This is a genomic window from Legionella shakespearei DSM 23087 (assembly GCF_000373765.1).
Taxonomy (GTDB): Bacteria; Pseudomonadota; Gammaproteobacteria; order Legionellales; family Legionellaceae; genus Legionella; species Legionella shakespearei.
In genome coordinates, this window is record NZ_KB892412.1 from 1 (window position 1) to 19,722 (window position 19,722).

Sequence of the window (19,722 nt, forward strand, 5' to 3'; positions counted from 1 at the left end):
ACTGTTCCGCTTCCTGACGGTCGCGGCTCGGTTTTCGTGCGTTCGTATTGACTTCATCGTGCACCGGAAACCGAGCCGCGACCGTGAGGAAGCGGAATTTTTATTGCGGCACAGAGCCTGATTTATATCAACACTGAAAACGAACCCTTAACTCCATTTTTGGCGAGTTTGGATTTTAAACTGTCAGACATGCCCTTGTTGCTAAAAGGTCCCACTTTGACTACATAATGCTGATTATAATGCTCAATAAATACAGGGGATGTAGTTATATGCATTAATTTATCTTTCAGATTTTTGGCTAATGTTTCAGAAGTAAACGCACCGGCCTGAAGATAATAATGTGCAACTCCGGCAGGCCCCATTAAGGTTTCAATCTCGACACGGGCAGTGCCCTTGGGAAACACACCCAGTTTTAAAGCAGCCGCATAGGACAGATCGATGACGCGGTCAGCATGAAAAGGCCCCCTGTCATTTACTTTCACCACAGCGGTCTTTCCATTATCCAGGTTTTTTACCCTTACGTAGGTCGGTAAAGGTAAGGTTTTATGCGCTGCAGTCATCACATACATATCATAAGGCTCACCGCTTGATGTTCGCTGCTTATGAAATTTTGTACCATACCACGAAGCAATACCACGCGTTTTATAACCGGTTGAACTCTTTAGTACCTCATAATGACGTCCGTCAACCTTGTACTCGGTTGGGTTACCATAGCGACTTAAAGGTTCCTTGGCTGGAACTGGCTCTTTGAAGCTGACTCGAGCATTTTTATCCGGTGCACCATCCTGCTCGATAGTATAACGATTGGTTTTATTTTTATAACGGTCATAAAGAGCACTATTTTGTGCCTTCCCGTGATGGTTTGAAGCCTGTTTATTTTCCACCGATGACGTAGAGTCATTATTATTTGCCGTCTGACAACTGGACAGTAAAATGCACGTGGCTATGAGTAGTTTTCGCATATTTTCTAATTTATTCTTATTCTTATTAAACTCTAATATACCGAAAAATCAGTTAATTTCGAAGTTTTGAGCATAATTAATTTCATGATACGAAAAAATAACAATATTTTTCTATGGCAATTGGTGGCCTGCATAAGGCTGTGATAAGATAGAGACATTTTTGCAACTACACTGGATAACAACATGACCAAATCAACGTCCTTTTTATTGACGCTTCTGTTTTTTATTACGCTATTTGTACAATCAACACACTCAATGGCAGAGTCATCTCCGGCATCTGATCTGGTAAAACCAACACCAACAGTGAACAACAAGCCCATGGTTACTCCAGCAGCCCCTGTGCTTAATGCCAAAGCCTATATACTTATTGACGTAAACAGCGGAAAAGTAATCGCCGAAAAAAACAGTGAAGTGAAGTTGCCTCCAGCCAGCTTAACCAAAATGATGACCTTATACGTCATTTCCAATGCCCTGCATCATGAGCAAATCCATTTAAACGACAGCGTCAGAGTAAGTCGCGATGCCTGGAAAATTGGCGGTTCGCGTATGTTCATTAAAGAAGGCGATCAGGTTTCTGTTGAGCAGCTGTTGAAAGGGATCATCGTTGATTCAGGTAATGATGCCTGCGTTGCTATGGCAGAACACGTTGGCGGTACAGAAAATGCATTTACTGACATCATGAATCAACAAGCGCAAAATCTTGGCATGGTAAACAGTCATTTTACTGACAGTACTGGCTTGCCGGACGCTAATCTTTATACAACAGCAAAAGATCTTGCTATCCTTGGCCGCGCACTGGTTATGGATTTTCCTCAGTACTACAGCTGGTACAAACAAAAATGGTTTACTTATAACGGAATCAGACAACCCAACAGAAATCGCCTCTTATGGAGAGATAATAGCGTTGATGGTTTAAAAACTGGCCATACTAACGAAGCAGGCTTTTGTCTGGTTTCATCAGCAAAACGTGACAACATGCGCCTTCTGGCAGTCGTTCTGGGCGAGCCAAATGATTCAAGCCGTGCTGATGACAGCGAAAAATTACTTAATTACGGATTCAGATTTTTTGAAACGCACCAATTGTATAAATCAGGTCAGGCAATCACTGAATTACCACTCTATAAGGGTGCTGTAGATAAAATCAGCGTAGGTCTGACAGATGAACAATTTATTACCATACCAACTGGACAATATCAAAGGCTTAATATCACAACCAAAGTCCCTGCCTACTTGCAAGCACCGATAAACAAAGGAGATAAAGTGGGAGATTTAGTGGTTCAGTTTGATAATAACATTATCTCTACCCGCCCTCTTTATGCTTTGCAATCAGTTGAAACAGGTGGTTTTTACACCAGAACTAAAGACTCAATAAAGTTAACGTTCAAAAGCTGGTTTGGCTCAGCAGAAGGTTAATTCAGGATGAAGACAGCTTTCGTTAATGGCGAATATTGTAATGTGCAGGATGCCAGAATCTCGATTTTTGATAGAGGTTTCCTGTTTGGCGATGCTGTTTATGAGGTATTGCCCGTTTATCACGGGCAGCCTTACTTCGTAGAAAAACATATCAAAAGACTTAATTCAAATCTGGAAAAGATTAAAATATCTTTGCCTGATTATGAATGGAGTGAGTTAATTAACAGGCTCATTATTGAAAATGGTTCCGGTGACATGCAGATATATATTCATGTGACGCGTGGAAACCAGGGTTTACGTAAACATGATATTCCTGCAGAAATAGCCGCCTCGGTAATTGCTTTTACTATTCATAATCGTTTTCCAACTCAGGAAGAAAAGGAGATCGGTCTTTCTGCTAAAACAATAGAAGACATTCGCTGGACAAGATGTGATATTAAAACAACATCATTACTTGCCAACATTATGTTAAATGATGAGGCAGTATCCTCAGGATATCAAACGTCTATTTTACTGCGTGATAACTTTGTCACTGAAGGCAGCACGTCCAATGTATTTATAGTAAAAGGCAACCTTATCCAATCACCACCATTAACCAATCTGTGTCTGCCAGGAATCACTCGCGAAATTGCTATTGAATTAATCAATAATTTAAACTGGCCATTTTTCGAAAAGGACATTCAGGTCTCTGAATTATTTGAAGCTCAGGAAGTATGGATAACCAGCACCACCAAGGAAATTTTCCCCATTACCCGAATTAATGACCAATTCATTAACAAAGGTATAGTCGGTGAGTACTGGCGTACTATTAATCAATCGTATCAGCAATTAATAAGTTAAATTATGACTCAAACAACGTTAATAGAATTCCCCTGTGATTTTCCAGTAAAAATTATAGGAACTAACTCAGATGCATTCTTTAATGACATTAAAGCCATTATTGACAAACATTTCCCTGATTTTAATTATGAAAATCTGAGCCAGAAGCCGAGTGAAAAGAATAATTACCTGGCAATAACAGCAACCGTACCCGTAAACAGTAAAGAAATGCTGGACTCCTTTTATCGTGATTTAACTAAAAATCCTGACGTGAAAATGGTTTTATGATGAAAATTCAATATCTGGGAATGCAGGAATACGATGATGTCTGGTCACGTATGAAAGAATTTACTATTAATCGTGATGAAAACACGCCAGATGAACTGTGGCTTTTAGAACACTATCCTGTCTATACTCAAGGTCAGGCGGGAAAACCTGAGCATATTCTCAATAGCCAATCTATAAAAGTGGTGCAATCAGATCGTGGTGGCCAGGTAACCTATCATGGGCCAGGACAGTTGGTAGCTTACGTGTTAATGGATATTCGCAGACGAAATCTGGGTATAAGAACGCTGGTATCGCAATTGGAACAGATCTTAATCTCAACTCTTGCACATTATAAAATAGTAGCTAATACTCAATGTGGTGCCCCAGGCGTTTACGTTAAAGAACAAAAAATTGCCTCTATTGGATTAAGAGTAAAAAATGGTTGCACTTATCACGGTATTGCCCTGAATGTAGCAATGGATCTGAGCCCTTTTCAGGGGATCAATCCCTGTGGATTCGCCAAAATGCAAATGACCCAGATAAGTCATCATAGCCCTGATGTCAATTTAGAGGAGGTAAGTCAGTATTTGGAACAGGATTTTCTAAATCAATTTGAAGAATGAGACACTATGAATTTGTTCGCTGACTATGTTCAACCACTTACTAATTGGCTGCAGGCAAATCCTCACTGGTCATTGTTTATTACTTTTTTTATTGCGCTGACCGAGTCACTGGCTATCATAGGAAGTATCGTTCCTGGTTCAGTGACAATGACTGCCATAGGCATACTTGCCGGTTCAGGGATCATGCGCATCGATCTCACTTTAATCGCAGCAACCTTGGGCGCCGTTTGCGGTGACAGCTTAAGCTACGCTTTAGGTTATTATTATCGTGACCATTTGGTCGAAATGTGGCCCTTTAAAAAGTATCCTAATTTGCTCACATACGGAAAAGAATTCTTCTCTCGCCACGGTGGAAAAAGTGTCTTGATCGGACGCTTTGTGGGGCCATTAAGATCAATTATTCCAGTCATTGCAGGAATCATGAATATGAAGCAATGGCGCTTCCTGATTGCTAATGTAATTTCCGCAATTGGATGGTCAATATTGTATGTAATGCCTGGAGTCTTTATCGGTGCTGCTGGTCATGAGCTTTCGACTGAAAGTGCCACTCGTTTGTTTATCCTCATCCTTATAGTATTAGCCGCAATATGGCTAGCCAGCTTCTTACTAAAGCTCATATTTATCACTTTAAACTCATTTTTAAAAAAGAATCTTCACCACGTTTGGCTTGCAGTCAAAAAAAGCCGCTTGTCAGGGAAATTATACAATGCAGTTACTCCTGATGGAGAAACAAATCATTACCCAACTGCAGGATTAGTATTATTACTGTTGATTAATTTAATCGTTTTTATAATTTTGCTTTTAATCAGTACGAAAACCTCATGGCTCAATACGGTTAACTATTCCGTTCATTTCTTTGCGCAGAGTTTTCATACTACATTAATGGAAGCTTTTTTTATCCTGTGCAGTCAGTTTACCAGCAATTTCACTCTTATCTGCCTGTACCTGGCCAGTTGCCTCTGGTTCATTTACCATAAGAACAAAAAAATAGTATTCTATCTAACCAGTCTTTTAGTTTTTAGCAGCGTTATCTCATTCTTGATAGCCTATGCAGTACAAAGCCCGAGACCTACAGGTTTACTTGTCACGATGCCAGGATTCTCCTTTCCTGATCAGCAAATAGTTATGGGCACAGCTTTTTATGTATTCATTTTATTTTACATCAACACCAAATATTCACTCCTTACCAACACATTTAGAAGCATCATATGGACCATACTGGGATTAAGTGGCTTTGCATCGGTGTATCTCGGTGATTATTGGCTTACTGACGTAGTTGGTTCCTATTTTATTGGCATGATTATTTGCCTGACTCATTGGGTAATCTATAGAAAGTCGAGTTATACCCAGTCGGCCCAAAAGAACCCCTCACTCGTACTGTTACTTTTTATTGGCGCTGTCTTATTTTTTACTATTCTATCTACTTATTTAAATTTTAAGACGTTAGCCCATAATCATTCCCCATATCATAAACAGTTCAGCCTGACGCAATCCTCATGGTGGAATCAAAAACAACCGGTACTGCCGCTTTATAGCCTGAACAGAATTGGCAACCGGTTAAGTGTGTTGAATATTCAGTTTTCAGGTGATCTTGAGCGCTTAGAGTCAGCTCTTGAAAAAAATGGATGGCAGCATCGGAATGAATCATTCTTTACCAAACTATTAATGCGCTTAAACTCTTCCTCTGAAAGTATTAAGCTTCCCTTACTGGCTCAATTATATGAAAACAAACGCCCTGAACTGGTAATGACTTATAGTGATAAACAATCAAAATTGATTTTGGAACTCATCATTTGGGAATCAAATTACAACTTGAAGGATGGAAACAGACCTATCTGGATAGGGACTATTCATCAAAATATTCGAGATAATACAAACCAGATGAAAAATGTTGGTTCTATGGCCAATTTCATTAATACGCTTAGTTTTATCATGCCGTCTCTGCATGAGTTTACTTTGAGGCGTATAGAAATTCCTGAAAATATGATAAATACAGTGGTATTCCCTACTGCTCCCTATATTTTATTGATAAAACAGAAACACGATCGTCTGGATTTGTAGACGGTATTACATTCTCCTCCCGATCCCATCGTCCTGATCCCCGTCGATTTAATCGCGATTTTACCTCTAGCTATCTACTTAAATTACTGATATAAATAATCTTTCAAATGAATAACGATTAATTTCAAGGGATTGTATCCATGTACAATTTAGCGAAGGTTATCCACTGTGCCTTTCCTCTAATCGCTTTACTCTTGTTGGTTATTGGAATACGCCGAAATGCAATATATTATGTTATTTCGTCCTTATGGCTTAGCCTTATAGCCCTGGTTATTCATTACCAAACCTCTGGCGGAGAGATATTAGGCAGCTACTTTAACTACACCAATGCGGCCATTTATTCCTTCAACCTGATTGTTCTTTTTGTTGCCTTGATTCGTATAATCACCCATCTGACCGGTGATAATTCTGTTTTTAAATACCTGAGCAGTTTTATCAAATCATTAGTGGTCATAGGAAGTGTCCTGGTGCTTATAAACCTGTGGATTAATGCCTGGTTTGTTGAAAATCGTATGCAAGGTACTCCAGTCATGCAAGTAGCCTTAATTGAGAAGCCCGAATATTGCAGTTACCACTATATATTTTATAAAGTAGCGACTGATGGTTCAGTTATCTATTTATGCCCTGATCACTTTGGTTTAATACCTTCAGTGGGACGTTTGGCGATTAGCCCGGATTTTATTGCGAACCAGTTGTCTATGCCAAACAAAAAGCAAATGTTATTGTTACAAAAAAAACCTAGGGCGGCGCTAAATATTTAGAGTCTATTTTACAAATAATTATTATTTGATACTATGCCTAAAACTTACAAAATCAGTACCTGTATGAGACGTTTAATTACCATAATTTTTACTATTATGTTTTTTAATGCTTACTCAATGGGGCCCAAACTAAATTGGGACAATGCCATTGATAAAGCAGTTAAACGTTATGGCTTGCGAGTAGAACCACAACTGATTTCCTTTTTCAAAAAGGCTGGTGTCAGTTACCCGCCTAAAGAGATCGCTTTACTGGCATTCAAATCAGAGCGTAAAGTGGAGCTTTGGGGGAAAAACCCAGACCAGGAATGGACCCACATTCATGACTATCCTTTAACTGGCTTTAGTGGCCGTCTTGGTCCTAAATTGAAAGTAAACGACAAACAAATACCGGAAGGCATTTACAAACTGGTAAATTTCAACCCTTTCAGCAGCATGCATTTGTCCATGATGATCAACTACCCTAACAGCTTCGACAGGCAAAAGGGATATCAGGACGGTCGCAAAGATCTGGGGAATAATATTTTTATTCACGGACGAGATCTATCTGTAGGATGCCTGGCGGTTGGCGATCTGGCCATTGACCAGTTATTTATTCTGGCAAGACGAGTAGGACTAGCCAACATCCAGGTAATTATTGCGCCAAATGATTTAAGGGAACAAAAACCCTCAACATCCAATTTCGCGCAACCCAGATGGCTGCCAGAACTGTACGAACAAATTACACAATCGTTAAAACCATTTAACAAGCGCAAATATACAGCGTAACCACCCTTCACGTCGTCCTGAGCGCGTCTTTTGGCGCGAAGGATCTCCTGAAAGCGGCATGGTGCCAGTATTTGGAGATCCTTCGCGCCAAAAGACGCGCTCAGGACGACGTAGTTTCGGGAATGGCACAGGCCCGTAGCCCGGTCTGCTTGCAGCCGGGATCGAAGTGGCACCATCCCGGCTGCAAGCAGACCGGGCTACAACATCAACTCTGAATTACATACAATTCGTGACACTGATTATGTGATATTTCAGATATTTATGTATATACTTAGCTAACACAATAATATTTAACGGATTATATGACTACGCCAAGAAGAAAATCATGGTCGCATATCGATTTAACTGAAACTGCAGAAAACGATTCTCTTTTAGCATGCCTGGTTCTCCTGACACGGTACTACCAGAATCCTTTTTCGCCTCTTTCACTGACAGCCCGATTGCCATTAGTGAAAAGCAGATTGACTGTTGAACTGTTTCCTCGAGCCGCAGCTCGCGCGGCTTTGGATGCTGAATTAATCACCCGTCCTGTTGATGAAATAGAAGAGGATCATATTCCGCTTGTTTTATTAAAAAAAGACGGTGACGCTGTTCTGCTTATTCTGGATGATGATGGCAACAAGACCATTTTTGACCCCCGCCAGCCTGATGTAAAAATCAGTATTGACGATATCCGCTCTGAGTTAAGTGATCAGGCCATATTGGTCGAACAACAATTTAAGCACACTCAAAGATCACAAGATACGCTTGAAAAGGAGCCAAAGAACTGGTTCTGGAAAGTAATGATAAAGTCCTGGCCGCTTTATTCAGAGGTATTGCTCGCATCACTTCTTGTCAATATTTTTGCCCTGGTAATACCTTTGTTTACCATGAACGTGTATGACCGTGTCGTCCCTAACCATGCTATCGATACCATGTGGGTTCTCGCCAGTGGGGTTGCAGTAGTTTTCATTTTTGACATGCTGCTAAAAACCTTACGTTCCTATTTTATTGATGTGGCAAACAAACACAGCGATCTCGAACTATCAGCAACTATATTCCAGCAGGTTCTGGGGCTTAGCATGGTAAACAGGCCTCGTTCAGTAGGTTCATTGGCCAATACAGTTCAGTCATTTGAAGTATTCCGTGATTTTATTACCTCAAGTACCATGACCGTTTTAGTTGATTTACCTTTCGTTTTCATTTTCCTCTTTGTGATTTATCTCATAGGAGGTAACCTGTTCCTGGTACCCTTTATCGTGGTTCCGGTAATTTTTATCATCGGCTTACTCTTGCAATGGCCATTGATCCGTTTAACTCGAAAGGCTTATCAATTTTCATCAGAAAAACAAGCCACCCTGTTTGAATCTCTATCCGCCATAGAAACAGTTAAAACCACAGGCGCTGAATCCATCCTGCAATCGCGCTGGGAAAAAATAATAAGTGAAGCATCAAAAAATTCCATGCATTTGCGATTTGTTTCCAATACCAGTGTGAGTATCACTAACCTGGCGCAACAGATAGCAACTATAGCGATAGTGATCTTCGGGGTGTATAAAATATCTGAGGGCGAACTCACAACAGGAGCGCTAATTGCCTGTACTATTTTAACGGGACGTGCTTTGGCGCCTATGGCGCAGGTATCCACCCTGTTTACCCGTTATTTCCAATCAGTGAACGCCTTAGAGTCCCTCAACAAGATCATGCAACTGGAAACTGACGTCAATGAAGAAACCAGATTTCTTCACCGACCTGCATTGAAGGGAGATGTTGAATTCAGGCAAGTATCTTTCCATTATAAAGATGAAGAAATTAATGCTATTGATAAAATAAATTTTAAAATTAAAGTCGGTGAACGAGTTGCAATTATAGGCAGGGTTGGCTCAGGAAAATCTACGATTGGTAAATTAATCCTGAAATTATACACACCAACAGATGGGACTATATTGCTCGATGGCACTGACTACAAGCAAATTAATCCGGATGACTTACGCCAGCAGATTGGCTATGTTCCCCAGGATGTTGTTCTGTTTTACGGCAGTGTAAGGGATAATATCTGCGTTGGAGCACCCTTCATTCATGATGATTATTTACTCAAGGCTGCCGAAATTGCCGGAGTAACTCAATTCACCAACAATCATCCTAAAGGTTTTGATCGCCAGGTTGGAGAAAAAGGGGCTGAATTGTCCGGAGGCCAAAGACAGGCTATAGCCGTGGCGCGCGCGCTTATTCAGAACCCGAACATACTGTTGCTCGATGAACCTACATCAGCAATGGATGATAATAATGAACGCCAAATTAAAAAGCATCTTCAGGAATACCTCACTGACAAACATACTCTGATTCTCATAACGCATAAAATATCCATGCTTGAACTGGTAGATCGAATTATCGTCCTTGAAAATGGAAGAATCATAGCTGATGGTTCAAAGGAATCTGTACTCAATGCGCTAAAATCCGGTATGACGGTGAGGAAATAACATCATGAGTAAAAACCATAACTCACGCGCCTTCGCCCATATAATACTCTGGGCCTCTGCTCTCTTTATTGTTGTCGCAATACTCTGGGCGAACTACGCCATACTTGATGAGGTCACATCTGGCCAGGGAAAAGTTATTCCTTCCAGTCAGATTCAGGTAATCCAAAACCTTGAAGGGGGAATCATCAAACAAATTTTTGTCAAGGAAGGTGAAATTGTCAAGAAGGGGCAGATCCTGATGCAAATTGATAATACTCGCTTTATGTCCAGTTATTCTGAAGCAGAAAAAAAGATAAATGCATTGCAGTTGGAAATCATTCGCCTTAATGCTGAAATTAATAACACACCTCCAGTATTTCCTGAAGAATTAAAGAAGAATCAGCCTAATCTGGTCAGCGATCAAATGTCTCTGTACCAATCGCGAATGAATGAGTTAAATCAGTTGAAAATATCGCTGGAACTGGCAGAAAAAGAACTGAACATGACGCGTCCGCTGTTGAAAAATGGCTCTGTGTCTCCCGTTGAGGTGATTCGTCTGGATCGTACTGTAAGTGAAATTAAAGGGAATATTGATAAATTCAAGTCAGATGAACTGGATAAATTAAACAAGGCACGTGGAGATTTATCGGCATTAATGGAAGCAAACAAAGCAGATAAAGACCGTTTGGCTCGTACTACAGTAAAATCCCCGGTTTATGGCATTATTAAACAAATTAAAGCAACAACTATAGGCGGTGTAGTGCAACCGGGGAATGATATAATTGAAATTGTCCCACTTGAAGATACCTTATTGATAGAAGCTAAAATACGCCCTTCTGATATAGGATTTATCCACGCCGGGCAAAAGGCTATGGTTAAAATTACAGCTTATGACTTTTCCATCTATGGCGGTTTGGAAGGTGAAGTAGAACAAATCAGTGCGGATACTATTGTTGATGAAACGGATAAAAAGAATGAAAGTTTTTATGTAATAAGAGTTCGTACTTACCAGAATCATCTTGGCACTAAAGCCAAGCCCTTACCTATTATCCCCGGTATGCTGGCAACAGTAGATATTTTGACTGGTGAAAAATCAGTACTGGAATACATACTCAAGCCAATTATTAAAGCGAAACAAAGTGCTTTGAGAGAGCGTTAAAATCAGGATTGCCAGATAGCCCGGTCTGCTTGCAGCCGGGATCTGGAGAGTGCTGGTTCCGACAGCTGTCTCTTCACATCTAGGTTTATGCCCTAGACCAATGCTCAATCAGGCTCTGTGCCTGAACAAAAATTCCGCTTCCTGACGGTCGCGGCTCGGTTTCCGGTGCACGATAAAGTCAATACGAACACACGAAAACCGAGCCGCGACCGTCAGGAAGCGGAACAGTTATACTGGCAGGGACTGTGTTTCTGCTCTAAACCCATAGAGTCAATGCCAGATTGTGTTCTCAGTCTTCATTCCCGGCTGCAAGCAGACCGGGCTACGAATAGAATTAAAAACTTTAATAAGTGCCGTTCAGGTCAGCCCCTGGGCTCATAGCGATACTCCACCGTACCGCGGTTTGTCCGCGGTATCCAGCGATCTAAGTTCTAAGTGACATTCCTGGATCGCGCGGACAAGCCTTATGCCAAAAGGATTCGACAAGTTATTGAAAAATAGGCTATATTAAAGTGACTCTATTCATTAGAGCCTTAATCATTTTCCTACCTTATAAGGATATTGTATGGCCAGAACAAAAAATGTTGATGCTCCGGTTGTAGATGGCTTAGGCCGTAACTGGGCTTGGATTTTCGGATTGGGAATATTGCTTATGATACTGGGATTCATAGGCTTGGGCATGGAAGTCGGCCTGACACTTACCAGTATCTTGTTTCTTGGAGTATTGCTAATTATTAGTGGTATCACTCATCTTGCCGATGCATTTCAGAATACAGACTGGAAAGGTACATTATGGAAAGCTTTAATTGCTCTTCTGTATATCGCTGCAGGCGTAATGGTCATTTATGATCCCATTATGGCGTCTGTGGTAATCACTGCAGTTATTGCCTATTTGCTGATAGTCATCGGTGTAGCGCGTATCATCATGGCCTTTTCATTAAAAGGCACAGCAGGATGGATATGGCTATTATTAGCTGGTATCACCGCTGTAGTGCTGGGTATTTTAATTCTAATCCAATGGCCAATGAGCGGTTTCTGGGTAATCGGACTGTTCATAGCCATTGAATTATTAGTCACTGGATGGACTTATGTTTTCATAGGTTTGGCATTACGCGCCAAGAGAAATCAGGCTTAAGTCATGTAAAACGAGTCGGTTACTGAGTAACCGACTCGTTCCCAATCCTAATCGTTATCATGATCCGGGTGAACCACAAAGATTCCCGGTGCATTACGCAGATACTCGTTATAATCCATTCCATAGCCAAAGATATAATGATCTTCAACTTCCAGACCAACAAAATCAGCCTTTTGCAAACCGTTAGGAACTCTTTTGCGGTATTTGTCGACTAAAACTGCACTATAGACCTTTGCAGCTCCCATAGCTTTGATTTCCTCGATAATGGCAGCCAGAGTGATACCGCCATCAAGGATGTCATCAACAATCAGAACGGTCCGTCCTGCAAGGTTAGTAGTTGGCCTGACCTTCCAATGTATCTCACCGCCATTGATGTCACCACGGTAACGGGTAGCATGAACGTAATCCACTTCTAATGGAAAATCAAGGCGATGCAACAAATTCCCCAAAGGAACCAAACCACCTATCATCACACATAAGATAACAGGATTTTCATCCTGTAACTCTTCATGAATTTTAATTGCCATTCGATCCAAAGCTGCTTCTACTTCATTGGTCGTAAACAAACAGGTTGATTTTTCATAAACAGATTTAATCTTATCGGGGATACTCATTTAAATACCTTAAAAATTCTACTTTATTCAGAGTGATAATGAACCTGACAAAAAAACAGGAGATTAATTATTCCTTCGTTTTACCAGTTCCGGGAAACGGGCTTACTTTATTGCCATAGCCCAGATTATCTTTCACTTTTGCCGTGCCTTGTTTTGTTACTTCATCAATGCGGAAAATCGAATGCATAGGAATATAAGTTCGTTTGACATTATTGAATTCCATTTTTAACCGCTCTTCAGATGGGTCAACAACCAAAGCGGTTTGCTCACCAAAAACCAACTCCTCCACTTCAAGAAAACCAAACATTTCGCTTTCCTTTATAGAGCGCGCATAGATTTCATAAATAGCTTCCTGATTGGCAAATGTAATTTTAAACAATGTTTTTTTTGTCATGAATTTAACCTTCTCCTGATGCGACATGAAGTATACAAAAATAAAGGGGTACTGTTCAAATTTTTCTACAACAATCTTTGCTGTATTATATATTTTAGAGAGAAACAGGCACTCTTTAGTAATTAGTAGCTGGTTGTAAGGGGGATTTATAGTCCTTTGAATAAGATTCAGGCACTGGTTCTGCTATTAATGTGGGGCTGATGTACTCATACTTCTGTGCTATGTAACAATAGAAACCGGATGGGAAAGGCCAAATCATCTTGCCAATTTCATCAAAAAAGTGCAGCTTTTTTATTAATGAATGACTATTTACAGGAGGAATATAACAAAAGTTATTCAAAGAACATTGTCTGTATCCTCTTTGTAAAAAGATGCGGTTAATATTGAAAGGACTTCGCATTTTTACTTTATGATCAGAATAGCAATTCAGTAAACCGCATTTCATCGCCCCACCCCATAAGCTCCAGGGATTTAAGCTTAAAATGATGACAAATCCCATCGGTTGCAGTACACGGTCAACCTCATCAATCAGACTTAAACTGGCTCCGAAAGGCTCCAGAGTCAAAGGCAGCAAAACACAATCCAGGCTGTTTCTGTTTAATGGAATCTGATTCAAGGAGCATTCAAGCTGGATTTTCCCTGCCGATGGTGCCGGCGAAGCAATCCATTTATGGCTGAAATCAAGTGAATTCAACCAGGGATTATCACCGCAATTACCTAATTGCAAAAAGGTTTCACCTTTTAAGTGCGCCTTTAAAGGCTCTAATTGGTCAACAAACTGATTAGCCACAGACAACCCAAGTGGTGACAGGAACCATTCATTAAGTGCTTGATAATGTTTTATTTGCTGTTCAATCAACAAAATAAATGCCTTATAAATTTAAGCTGTTAACAGACCTGGTTATTCCAGGATTCACCGCCACTAAGTTAAGCGCAACTCCGCCCTACCGCGGCTTGTACGCGGTATCCAGAGATCCAAGTTCGGAGCGAGATTCCTGGATCCCGCGGACAAGCCGCGGGACGGCAGAACTCCTTAACTTAATCTCAGGATTATGCGTCTTAGAACGCGAATATCTATTACACCTCAGCTACAATACAACGACTCTTCTCCTGAAACAATCCATTTGACTGATTAAAAGCATGTCGGTGCCAAAATCCAATCGTATAATCTGCTTTCTCATTCAAGTATATCCAAGATACAGGGAAACGCCATGGCAAATATGACCTTAAATCAAGCATTAATATAAAATATTGAATAAAATTTCGTGAAAATACGTGAGTTCTTAACTATAGTTAACAATAGTTAATATGAAGAATAAAACGACATGGTTCTAGCAACTGATGAACAGCGATTACAGGGAATAGGCCAACTGCTGGTTTTGGAAAAGCTTTTAGAAAAATCCAAGGCGGTAGAGTTTTATAAAGCTGCGGCTGGGGAGAAAATTTCCTTAATACAATATCTGGTTAAAAACCAGATACTGACGGCAGAACAAATAGCCTTCACAGCAGCACAAAGCTTCGGCGTTCCCATGATCGATATAAATTGCATTGAGATCGAATCAATACCCGCTACGCTGGTCAATGAAAAATTGATTCGCCGTCATGCTATGGTGCCACTTTTCAGTCGGGGCAGTAACCTGTATCTGGCTACGGACGATCCAAGTAAACAATCCTCACTCAAAGAAATTCAATTTCACACGGGCTTAAATACTAATGCCATAGTTGTTGAAACAGATAAATTGTTTCAATTGATTGAGCATCTGCTTTCAGCTAAAGAAAGCCAGGGCTTATCAGAATATGTGGATGATTCAGGTGATCTTGAAGGTCTTGAAATCAGTGCCGATGATGAAGATCATGATGGCGAAGCCTCAAGCTCAGTCACCGATGATGCACCTATTGTAAAATTTGTTAATAAGATTTTGCTAGAAGCGATTAAACAAGGGGCATCAGATATTCATTTTGAGCCCTATGAGCGTGAATATCGTATCAGATACAGACAAGACGGGATACTGCATGAAGTGGCGACACCACCAGCGAGCCTGTCCCCTCGTATTACAGCGCGTATTAAGGTAATGTCCAATCTGGACATATCAGAAAGACGCATACCTCAGGACGGCGGTTTTAAGATGAAAATATCGAAAACCCGTTCTATAGATTTCCGGGTAAGTACCTGCCCTACTTCTGCAGGTGAAAAGGTAGTAATGAGGGTACTTGATCCCAGTGCGGCAAAATTGGGAATCGAAGCCTTAGGTTTTAGCGCCATCCAGCGTTCACATTTTATAAAGGCAATTGAAAAGCCACAGGGAATGATTTTGGTAACAGGTCCGACAGGTAGTGGTAAAACAGTGAGCCTCTACACAGCGCTCAATATATTGAATACCTCGGAAGTTAATATTTCTACAGCAGAAGACCCTGTTGAAATTAAAGTTCCGGGCATAAATCAGGTTAATATTAACAATAAGGCGGGCTTGACCTTCTCAGGGGCTTTGCGTTCTTTCTTACGTCAGGATCCGGACATCATCATGGTTGGGGAGATCAGGGATCTGGAAACAGCTGAAATCGCAGTAAAAGCTGCCCAAACAGGACATTTGGTTTTATCTACCCTGCATACCAACAGCGCCGCCGAAACACTGAACCGTCTGGTCAATATGGGCATTCCTACCTTTAACATAGCCAGTTCGGTCACTATAATTATTGCCCAACGCCTGGCTAGAAGATTATGTGAGCATTGTAAAGTGCTAAGAGATGATTTTACGCCTCAGGGGCTTATAGAGCTGGGATTTAAGGAACAGGATGTAGTCGACATTAAATTGTACAAAGCGAGTGGCTGTAACCAATGTACTAATGGTTATAGAGGACGAGTGGGTTTATATGAGGTCATGCCTATGACCAAAGCTTTAGGGCAACTGATTATGTCGGGTGGAAACTCACTGGAAATCCTTAAGTTGGCACAAGCAGATGGTATGTTAACTATATATGAGTCTGGTCTTGTAAAAGCAAAAGAAGGAATAACCACCATAGAGGAGGTCAACCGGGTAACCGTTGATTAATTTCATGGAAAAAAAAGAAAATCCTGTTTTGACTTTTCATTATGAAGGCATCAATAAATCCGGCCAGAAAATGGTCGGTGACATTCAGGCCAAAAGTCTGGCTATAGCCAAAGCGGATTTACGTAAGCAAGGCATAGTCACGAATAAGGTGGTTAAAAAGAGAAAGCCTCTTCTTGACAGGAAAAATAAGAAAATCACGGGTGCTGATATTACTGTGTTCAGCCGTCAGTTAGCAACAATGATCGAATCAGGCATTCCCCTAGTACAGTCTTTTGACATCGTTGCCAAAGGCCAAAGCAATAACCGGCTTAAAGTATTGATTGAAACAATCAAACACGATATTGAAACCGGCCTGACTCTGGCTGAATCATTAGGTAAACATCCAGAATATTTCAATGAATTATTCTGTAACCTCGTTGATGCAGGTGAGAAGTCGGGTTCGCTCGACGTCATGCTAGACAAAGTCGCTACTTATAAGGAAAAAATCGAAACCATTAAAAAGAAAATCAAAAAGGCATTAACGTATCCAATGGCCGTTTTAGTAGTGGCATTGGTAGTAACAGCCGGTCTTCTTATTTTCGTTGTTCCTCAGTTTGAATCATTGTTCCAGGGATTTGGAGCAGACTTACCCGCTATGACCAAAGGTGTGGTCGAGATGTCCAAATTTATGCAAGCCTATTGGTATTACGTTTTCGGCGTTTTGGGAGCCGCGATTTATGGGTTTATTTATGCCAAGGGGCATTTCCCGGAATTTGCCCAGGGGCTTGATAGAGCCATGCTGAAGTTTCCAGTCATCGGACCTATTCTTGAAAAAGCAGCAATTGCCCGCTTTACCAGAACCCTGTCCATTACCTTTGCTGCAGGTCTTCCTCTGGTTGATGCATTAAAATCGGTAGCTGGTGCCACAGGGAATATTATCTATTCCAAAGCAACTGATGTTATTCGTGAGGAGGTCTCAACAGGACAGCAAATGAATATTGCCATGGAAAACACGCACTTGTTTCCCAATATGGTGGTGCAAATGGTAGCTATAGGTGAGGAATCTGGAGCCTTGGAAAAAATGCTGGGTAAAGTAGCGGACTTCTTTGAGGAGGATGTTGATAACTCGGTAGATGCTCTTAGTAGTTTATTAGAGCCTATAATTATGTCAATATTAGGTGTATTGGTCGGCGGACTTGTTATTGCGATGTATCTTCCGATCTTTAAGCTCGGTACAGCTGTCTAAACGGATTTTAATAGTTACTAAGGCCTGATATTAAATGATACAAGAACTTTCATTACAGCATCCCTGGTTTATGTATTTGTTCATCATGCTTCTCTCACTCGCGGTGGGAAGCTTGTTGAATGTCGTTATCTACCGTTTGCCTCTCATGTTGCACAATGAGTGGAAGGAACAATGCTGCGAGCTTTTGGCAATAGAAGCCAAAGAAGAAAAGCAAAAAATTAATTTATTCTTTCCCAGATCTTTTTGCCCTGCATGCAAACATATGGTTAAAGCCTGGCAAAATATTCCTGTACTTAGCTATTTATTCCTGCGTGGGCGTTGTGCCAATTGTAAGACGTCAATTCCGTTGCGATATCCCTTGATTGAATTAATGACCATGCTTTTGTCCTTATATGCCAGTTGGCATTTTGGATTTACCATACAACTGCTCTTTGTTTTATTGTTTATCTGGATATTAATCCCATTGATTTTTATTGATTTGGAACATCAGATCTTGCCAGATACTCTGACTTTGAGCCTTTTATGGTTAGGACTTATAGCGAATACCCAGGGTCTTTTTACCCCGCTTTCTGTTGCTGTTTTAAGCAGTGCAGGTGCATATGCAGGTTTATGGCTGTTTATCAAGCTGTTCTATTTGATTACCGGGAAAATAGGCATGGGACATGGTGATTTTAAGCTTTATGCCGCATTTGGCGCCTGGTTTGGTTGGATGTATTTACCCTTGATACTTCTTATTTCATCAATTTCTGGCGCTGTTATTGGGGTGATCTACCTGCATTTCAGCAAGCAATCAAAAGACACAACCATTCCCTTTGGTCCATTTCTGTGTATAGCGGGATTGATTTCAATGTTCTGGGGATCAGCAATTATCAATTGGTATTTACGGCTTTGGATGTAGGTTCTATGTCCCGAATACTCACTACCATCAAGGCTACAGTTTTTTATATAATGGCAGTGCCGAATCTACTGGCCGCTCTTACAAAAACGGCCAGTAGTATTAGCAACCCGGATTATTAGGCAGTATATTTAAAGTCAACAAAAATCTGGTTTGCTTTTAAACGACCGCTCCAAGGTGCACCAGGCTGGAAGCCATCATTATTAGTATAAACAAGTCCAGGACCATTAAATTTACCGCCATCATAATAGCGATAACCGGCATCGACACTTAAATGGCTTCCAGTCGGACGGAAACTCATTCCAGCAGAGGCTTGCCAGGCAAAGCTGTTTTTATTAGCAGGATCGCCAATACTTGAAGTAGATCCAACAGGAACACCACTTACATTCGTTGTTCCAACGGTATAAAAATCACGTACTTCATTGTGTGCATAACCGATACCACCAGAAACAAAAGGCGTTATATCAATGCTCGCCATGTTGGTCCAGGCATTATCAGGATGCAGATAGGCATTCACTAATATTGATTTATTATCCAATTCAAAGTAGCGAGTTCTTTGACTTCCAGTAAAACCAGGGGTACCTGAAGTACCGACAGGTGATGTCTGGAATTTTTGATAATCAAAAACTTCATGGTCCATATAACTTAAACTGATATCAATATACTGATGAACTTGCTTTCCAATAGAAAAGGTATAAAAACCTCTGTTCCCCAAGCTAGAATCGTAACCCTCTGTTGCTGAATCCCAAAAAGCAGGATCTGGGTTCACTATGCCAGGTTTTTCAGTCCATGAGTAACCTGTACCTATAGAAATAAACCACGGAAAGACAGGCACTGCTTCGCCCATAGTTCCTGCATGCAAGGCAAACGAGGAAAGAGACAGAGCGATCACACTTAATTTTTTATTCATAAAAACATCCTTATTGTTAGACATAAAAGTCTCACACCTTTGAAAGGCTGTTGAGAACAAACCACTTTAAAGAAGAAAAAGGAATTTGGCAAGAGTTAGAATTAAATTAAGAGGGGTTTATTTAAAATAGGCTACAGTTTTTTATATATTTAACAATCGCTTATCCCGAACTCGTTAAGTTAATGAATTCCGCCGTCCCGCGGCTTGTCCGCGGGATCCAGGAATCTCACT

General features: G+C 40.7%; 18 protein-coding genes. 13 read left to right on the top strand and 5 right to left on the bottom strand.

The features are described from left to right. Positions 1 to 122: 122 nt before the first annotated feature. A complete protein-coding gene (locus B094_RS0110650) occupies positions 123 to 962 on the bottom strand; it encodes a septal ring lytic transglycosylase RlpA family protein (RefSeq protein ID WP_026253983.1) in 840 nt (279 codons plus the stop codon). Positions 963 to 1,145: 183 nt separating this feature from the next. On the opposite strand from B094_RS0110650, the gene B094_RS0110660 reads away from it, so the two are divergent. The 10 genes from B094_RS0110660 (at position 1,146) to B094_RS0110705 (ending at position 12,403) form a co-directional block, all read left to right on the top strand. Beyond that, entirely contained in the window at positions 1,146 to 2,375 is a 1,230-nt protein-coding gene (locus B094_RS0110660) for a D-alanyl-D-alanine carboxypeptidase family protein (RefSeq protein WP_026253984.1), read from the top strand. 6 nt (positions 2,376 to 2,381) lie between these two features. Beyond that, entirely contained in the window at positions 2,382 to 3,215 is an 834-nt protein-coding gene (locus B094_RS0110665; protein WP_018577798.1) for a D-amino acid aminotransferase, read from the top strand. 3 nt (positions 3,216 to 3,218) lie between these two features. Then, positions 3,219 to 3,482 (top strand): HP0495 family protein, encoded by a 264-nt coding sequence (locus B094_RS0110670; RefSeq protein ID WP_018577799.1) that lies wholly within the window; start codon positions 3,219 to 3,221, stop codon positions 3,480 to 3,482. Beyond that, entirely contained in the window at positions 3,482 to 4,084 is a 603-nt protein-coding gene (gene lipB / locus B094_RS0110675) for a lipoyl(octanoyl) transferase LipB (RefSeq protein WP_018577800.1), read from the top strand. Before B094_RS0110670 ends, lipB begins: the two co-directional genes overlap by 1 nt. A 6-nt stretch (positions 4,085 to 4,090) precedes the next feature. Then, a complete protein-coding gene (locus B094_RS0110680) occupies positions 4,091 to 6,145 on the top strand; it encodes a bifunctional DedA family/phosphatase PAP2 family protein (RefSeq protein ID WP_018577801.1) in 2,055 nt (684 codons plus the stop codon). A 140-nt stretch (positions 6,146 to 6,285) separates the two neighbouring features. Beyond that, positions 6,286 to 6,906 (top strand): type I secretion system protein LssZ, encoded by a 621-nt coding sequence (locus B094_RS0110685; RefSeq protein ID WP_018577802.1) that lies wholly within the window; start codon positions 6,286 to 6,288, stop codon positions 6,904 to 6,906. A 63-nt stretch (positions 6,907 to 6,969) separates the two neighbouring features. Continuing rightward, a complete protein-coding gene (locus B094_RS0110690; protein ID WP_193392325.1) occupies positions 6,970 to 7,671 on the top strand; it encodes a L,D-transpeptidase family protein in 702 nt (233 codons plus the stop codon). Between the two features lie 302 nt (positions 7,672 to 7,973). Beyond that, entirely contained in the window at positions 7,974 to 10,130 is a 2,157-nt protein-coding gene (locus tag B094_RS0110695) for a type I secretion system permease/ATPase (protein ID WP_018577804.1), read from the top strand. A gap of 4 nt (positions 10,131 to 10,134) precedes the next feature. Continuing rightward, complete coding sequence (locus B094_RS0110700) at positions 10,135 to 11,268, top strand: HlyD family type I secretion periplasmic adaptor subunit (protein ID WP_018577805.1); 1,134 nt, start codon at positions 10,135 to 10,137, stop codon at positions 11,266 to 11,268. Between the two features lie 565 nt (positions 11,269 to 11,833). After that, a complete protein-coding gene (locus tag B094_RS0110705; protein ID WP_018577806.1) occupies positions 11,834 to 12,403 on the top strand; it encodes an HdeD family acid-resistance protein in 570 nt (189 codons plus the stop codon). Between the two features lie 47 nt (positions 12,404 to 12,450). Here B094_RS0110705 and B094_RS0110710 read toward each other — a convergent pair whose 3' ends face one another. The 3 genes from B094_RS0110710 to B094_RS0110720 all read right to left on the bottom strand — a co-directional run bounded on the left by B094_RS0110710 (position 12,451) and on the right by B094_RS0110720 (position 14,273). Further along, positions 12,451 to 13,017, bottom strand: coding sequence for a hypoxanthine-guanine phosphoribosyltransferase (locus B094_RS0110710; protein WP_018577807.1), 567 nt, complete (start codon positions 13,015 to 13,017; stop codon positions 12,451 to 12,453). Positions 13,018 to 13,084: 67 nt separating this feature from the next. Further along, complete coding sequence (locus tag B094_RS0110715; RefSeq protein WP_018577808.1) at positions 13,085 to 13,411, bottom strand: DUF1820 family protein; 327 nt, start codon at positions 13,409 to 13,411, stop codon at positions 13,085 to 13,087. Between the two features lie 115 nt (positions 13,412 to 13,526). Further along, complete coding sequence (locus tag B094_RS0110720; protein WP_018577809.1) at positions 13,527 to 14,273, bottom strand: methyltransferase domain-containing protein; 747 nt, start codon at positions 14,271 to 14,273, stop codon at positions 13,527 to 13,529. A gap of 463 nt (positions 14,274 to 14,736) precedes the next feature. Here B094_RS0110720 and pilB point away from each other — a divergent pair, with 463 nt between their 5' ends. Genes pilB through B094_RS0110735 form a run of 3 tightly spaced genes read left to right on the top strand, consistent with a single transcriptional unit; the run spans position 14,737 to position 18,584 of the window. Next, positions 14,737 to 16,461 (top strand): type IV-A pilus assembly ATPase PilB, encoded by a 1,725-nt coding sequence (pilB, locus tag B094_RS0110725; RefSeq protein WP_018577810.1) that lies wholly within the window; start codon positions 14,737 to 14,739, stop codon positions 16,459 to 16,461. Between the two features lie 4 nt (positions 16,462 to 16,465). Further along, a complete protein-coding gene (locus tag B094_RS0110730) occupies positions 16,466 to 17,686 on the top strand; it encodes a type II secretion system F family protein (RefSeq protein WP_018577811.1) in 1,221 nt (406 codons plus the stop codon). Between the two features lie 34 nt (positions 17,687 to 17,720). Continuing rightward, the gene (locus B094_RS0110735; RefSeq protein ID WP_018577812.1) at positions 17,721 to 18,584 is read left to right on the top strand and encodes a prepilin peptidase; all 864 of its coding nucleotides are present in this window, start codon (positions 17,721 to 17,723) and stop codon (positions 18,582 to 18,584) included. Positions 18,585 to 18,699: 115 nt separating this feature from the next. On the opposite strand, the gene B094_RS0110740 is transcribed toward B094_RS0110735, so the two are convergent. Further along, positions 18,700 to 19,491 (bottom strand): outer membrane protein, encoded by a 792-nt coding sequence (locus B094_RS0110740; RefSeq protein ID WP_018577813.1) that lies wholly within the window; start codon positions 19,489 to 19,491, stop codon positions 18,700 to 18,702. Positions 19,492 to 19,722 lie beyond the last annotated feature (231 nt).

Bases quoted from the DNA above. Each gene is read 5' to 3' on its own strand.
- B094_RS0110735 (WP_018577812.1), top strand. From the start codon at position 17,721: ATGATACAAGAACTTTCATTACAGCATCCCTGGTTTATGTATTTGTTC.
- B094_RS0110685 (WP_018577802.1), top strand. From the start codon at position 6,286: ATGTACAATTTAGCGAAGGTTATCCACTGTGCCTTTCCTCTAATCGCT.
- B094_RS0110700 (WP_018577805.1), top strand. From the start codon at position 10,135: ATGAGTAAAAACCATAACTCACGCGCCTTCGCCCATATAATACTCTGG.
- B094_RS0110710 (WP_018577807.1), bottom strand. From the start codon at position 13,017: ATGAGTATCCCCGATAAGATTAAATCTGTTTATGAAAAATCAACCTGT.
- B094_RS0110650 (WP_026253983.1), bottom strand. From the start codon at position 962: ATGCGAAAACTACTCATAGCCACGTGCATTTTACTGTCCAGTTGTCAG.
- B094_RS0110705 (WP_018577806.1), top strand. From the start codon at position 11,834: ATGGCCAGAACAAAAAATGTTGATGCTCCGGTTGTAGATGGCTTAGGC.
- B094_RS0110740 (WP_018577813.1), bottom strand. From the start codon at position 19,491: ATGAATAAAAAATTAAGTGTGATCGCTCTGTCTCTTTCCTCGTTTGCC.
- B094_RS0110730 (WP_018577811.1), top strand. From the start codon at position 16,466: ATGGAAAAAAAAGAAAATCCTGTTTTGACTTTTCATTATGAAGGCATC.
- B094_RS0110660 (WP_026253984.1), top strand. From the start codon at position 1,146: ATGACCAAATCAACGTCCTTTTTATTGACGCTTCTGTTTTTTATTACG.
- B094_RS0110690 (WP_193392325.1), top strand. From the start codon at position 6,970: ATGAGACGTTTAATTACCATAATTTTTACTATTATGTTTTTTAATGCT.
- B094_RS0110670 (WP_018577799.1), top strand. From the start codon at position 3,219: ATGACTCAAACAACGTTAATAGAATTCCCCTGTGATTTTCCAGTAAAA.
- pilB (WP_018577810.1), top strand. From the start codon at position 14,737: ATGGTTCTAGCAACTGATGAACAGCGATTACAGGGAATAGGCCAACTG.
- B094_RS0110680 (WP_018577801.1), top strand. From the start codon at position 4,091: ATGAATTTGTTCGCTGACTATGTTCAACCACTTACTAATTGGCTGCAG.
- lipB (WP_018577800.1), top strand. From the start codon at position 3,482: ATGAAAATTCAATATCTGGGAATGCAGGAATACGATGATGTCTGGTCA.
- B094_RS0110695 (WP_018577804.1), top strand. From the start codon at position 7,974: ATGACTACGCCAAGAAGAAAATCATGGTCGCATATCGATTTAACTGAA.
- B094_RS0110715 (WP_018577808.1), bottom strand. From the start codon at position 13,411: ATGACAAAAAAAACATTGTTTAAAATTACATTTGCCAATCAGGAAGCT.
- B094_RS0110665 (WP_018577798.1), top strand. From the start codon at position 2,382: ATGAAGACAGCTTTCGTTAATGGCGAATATTGTAATGTGCAGGATGCC.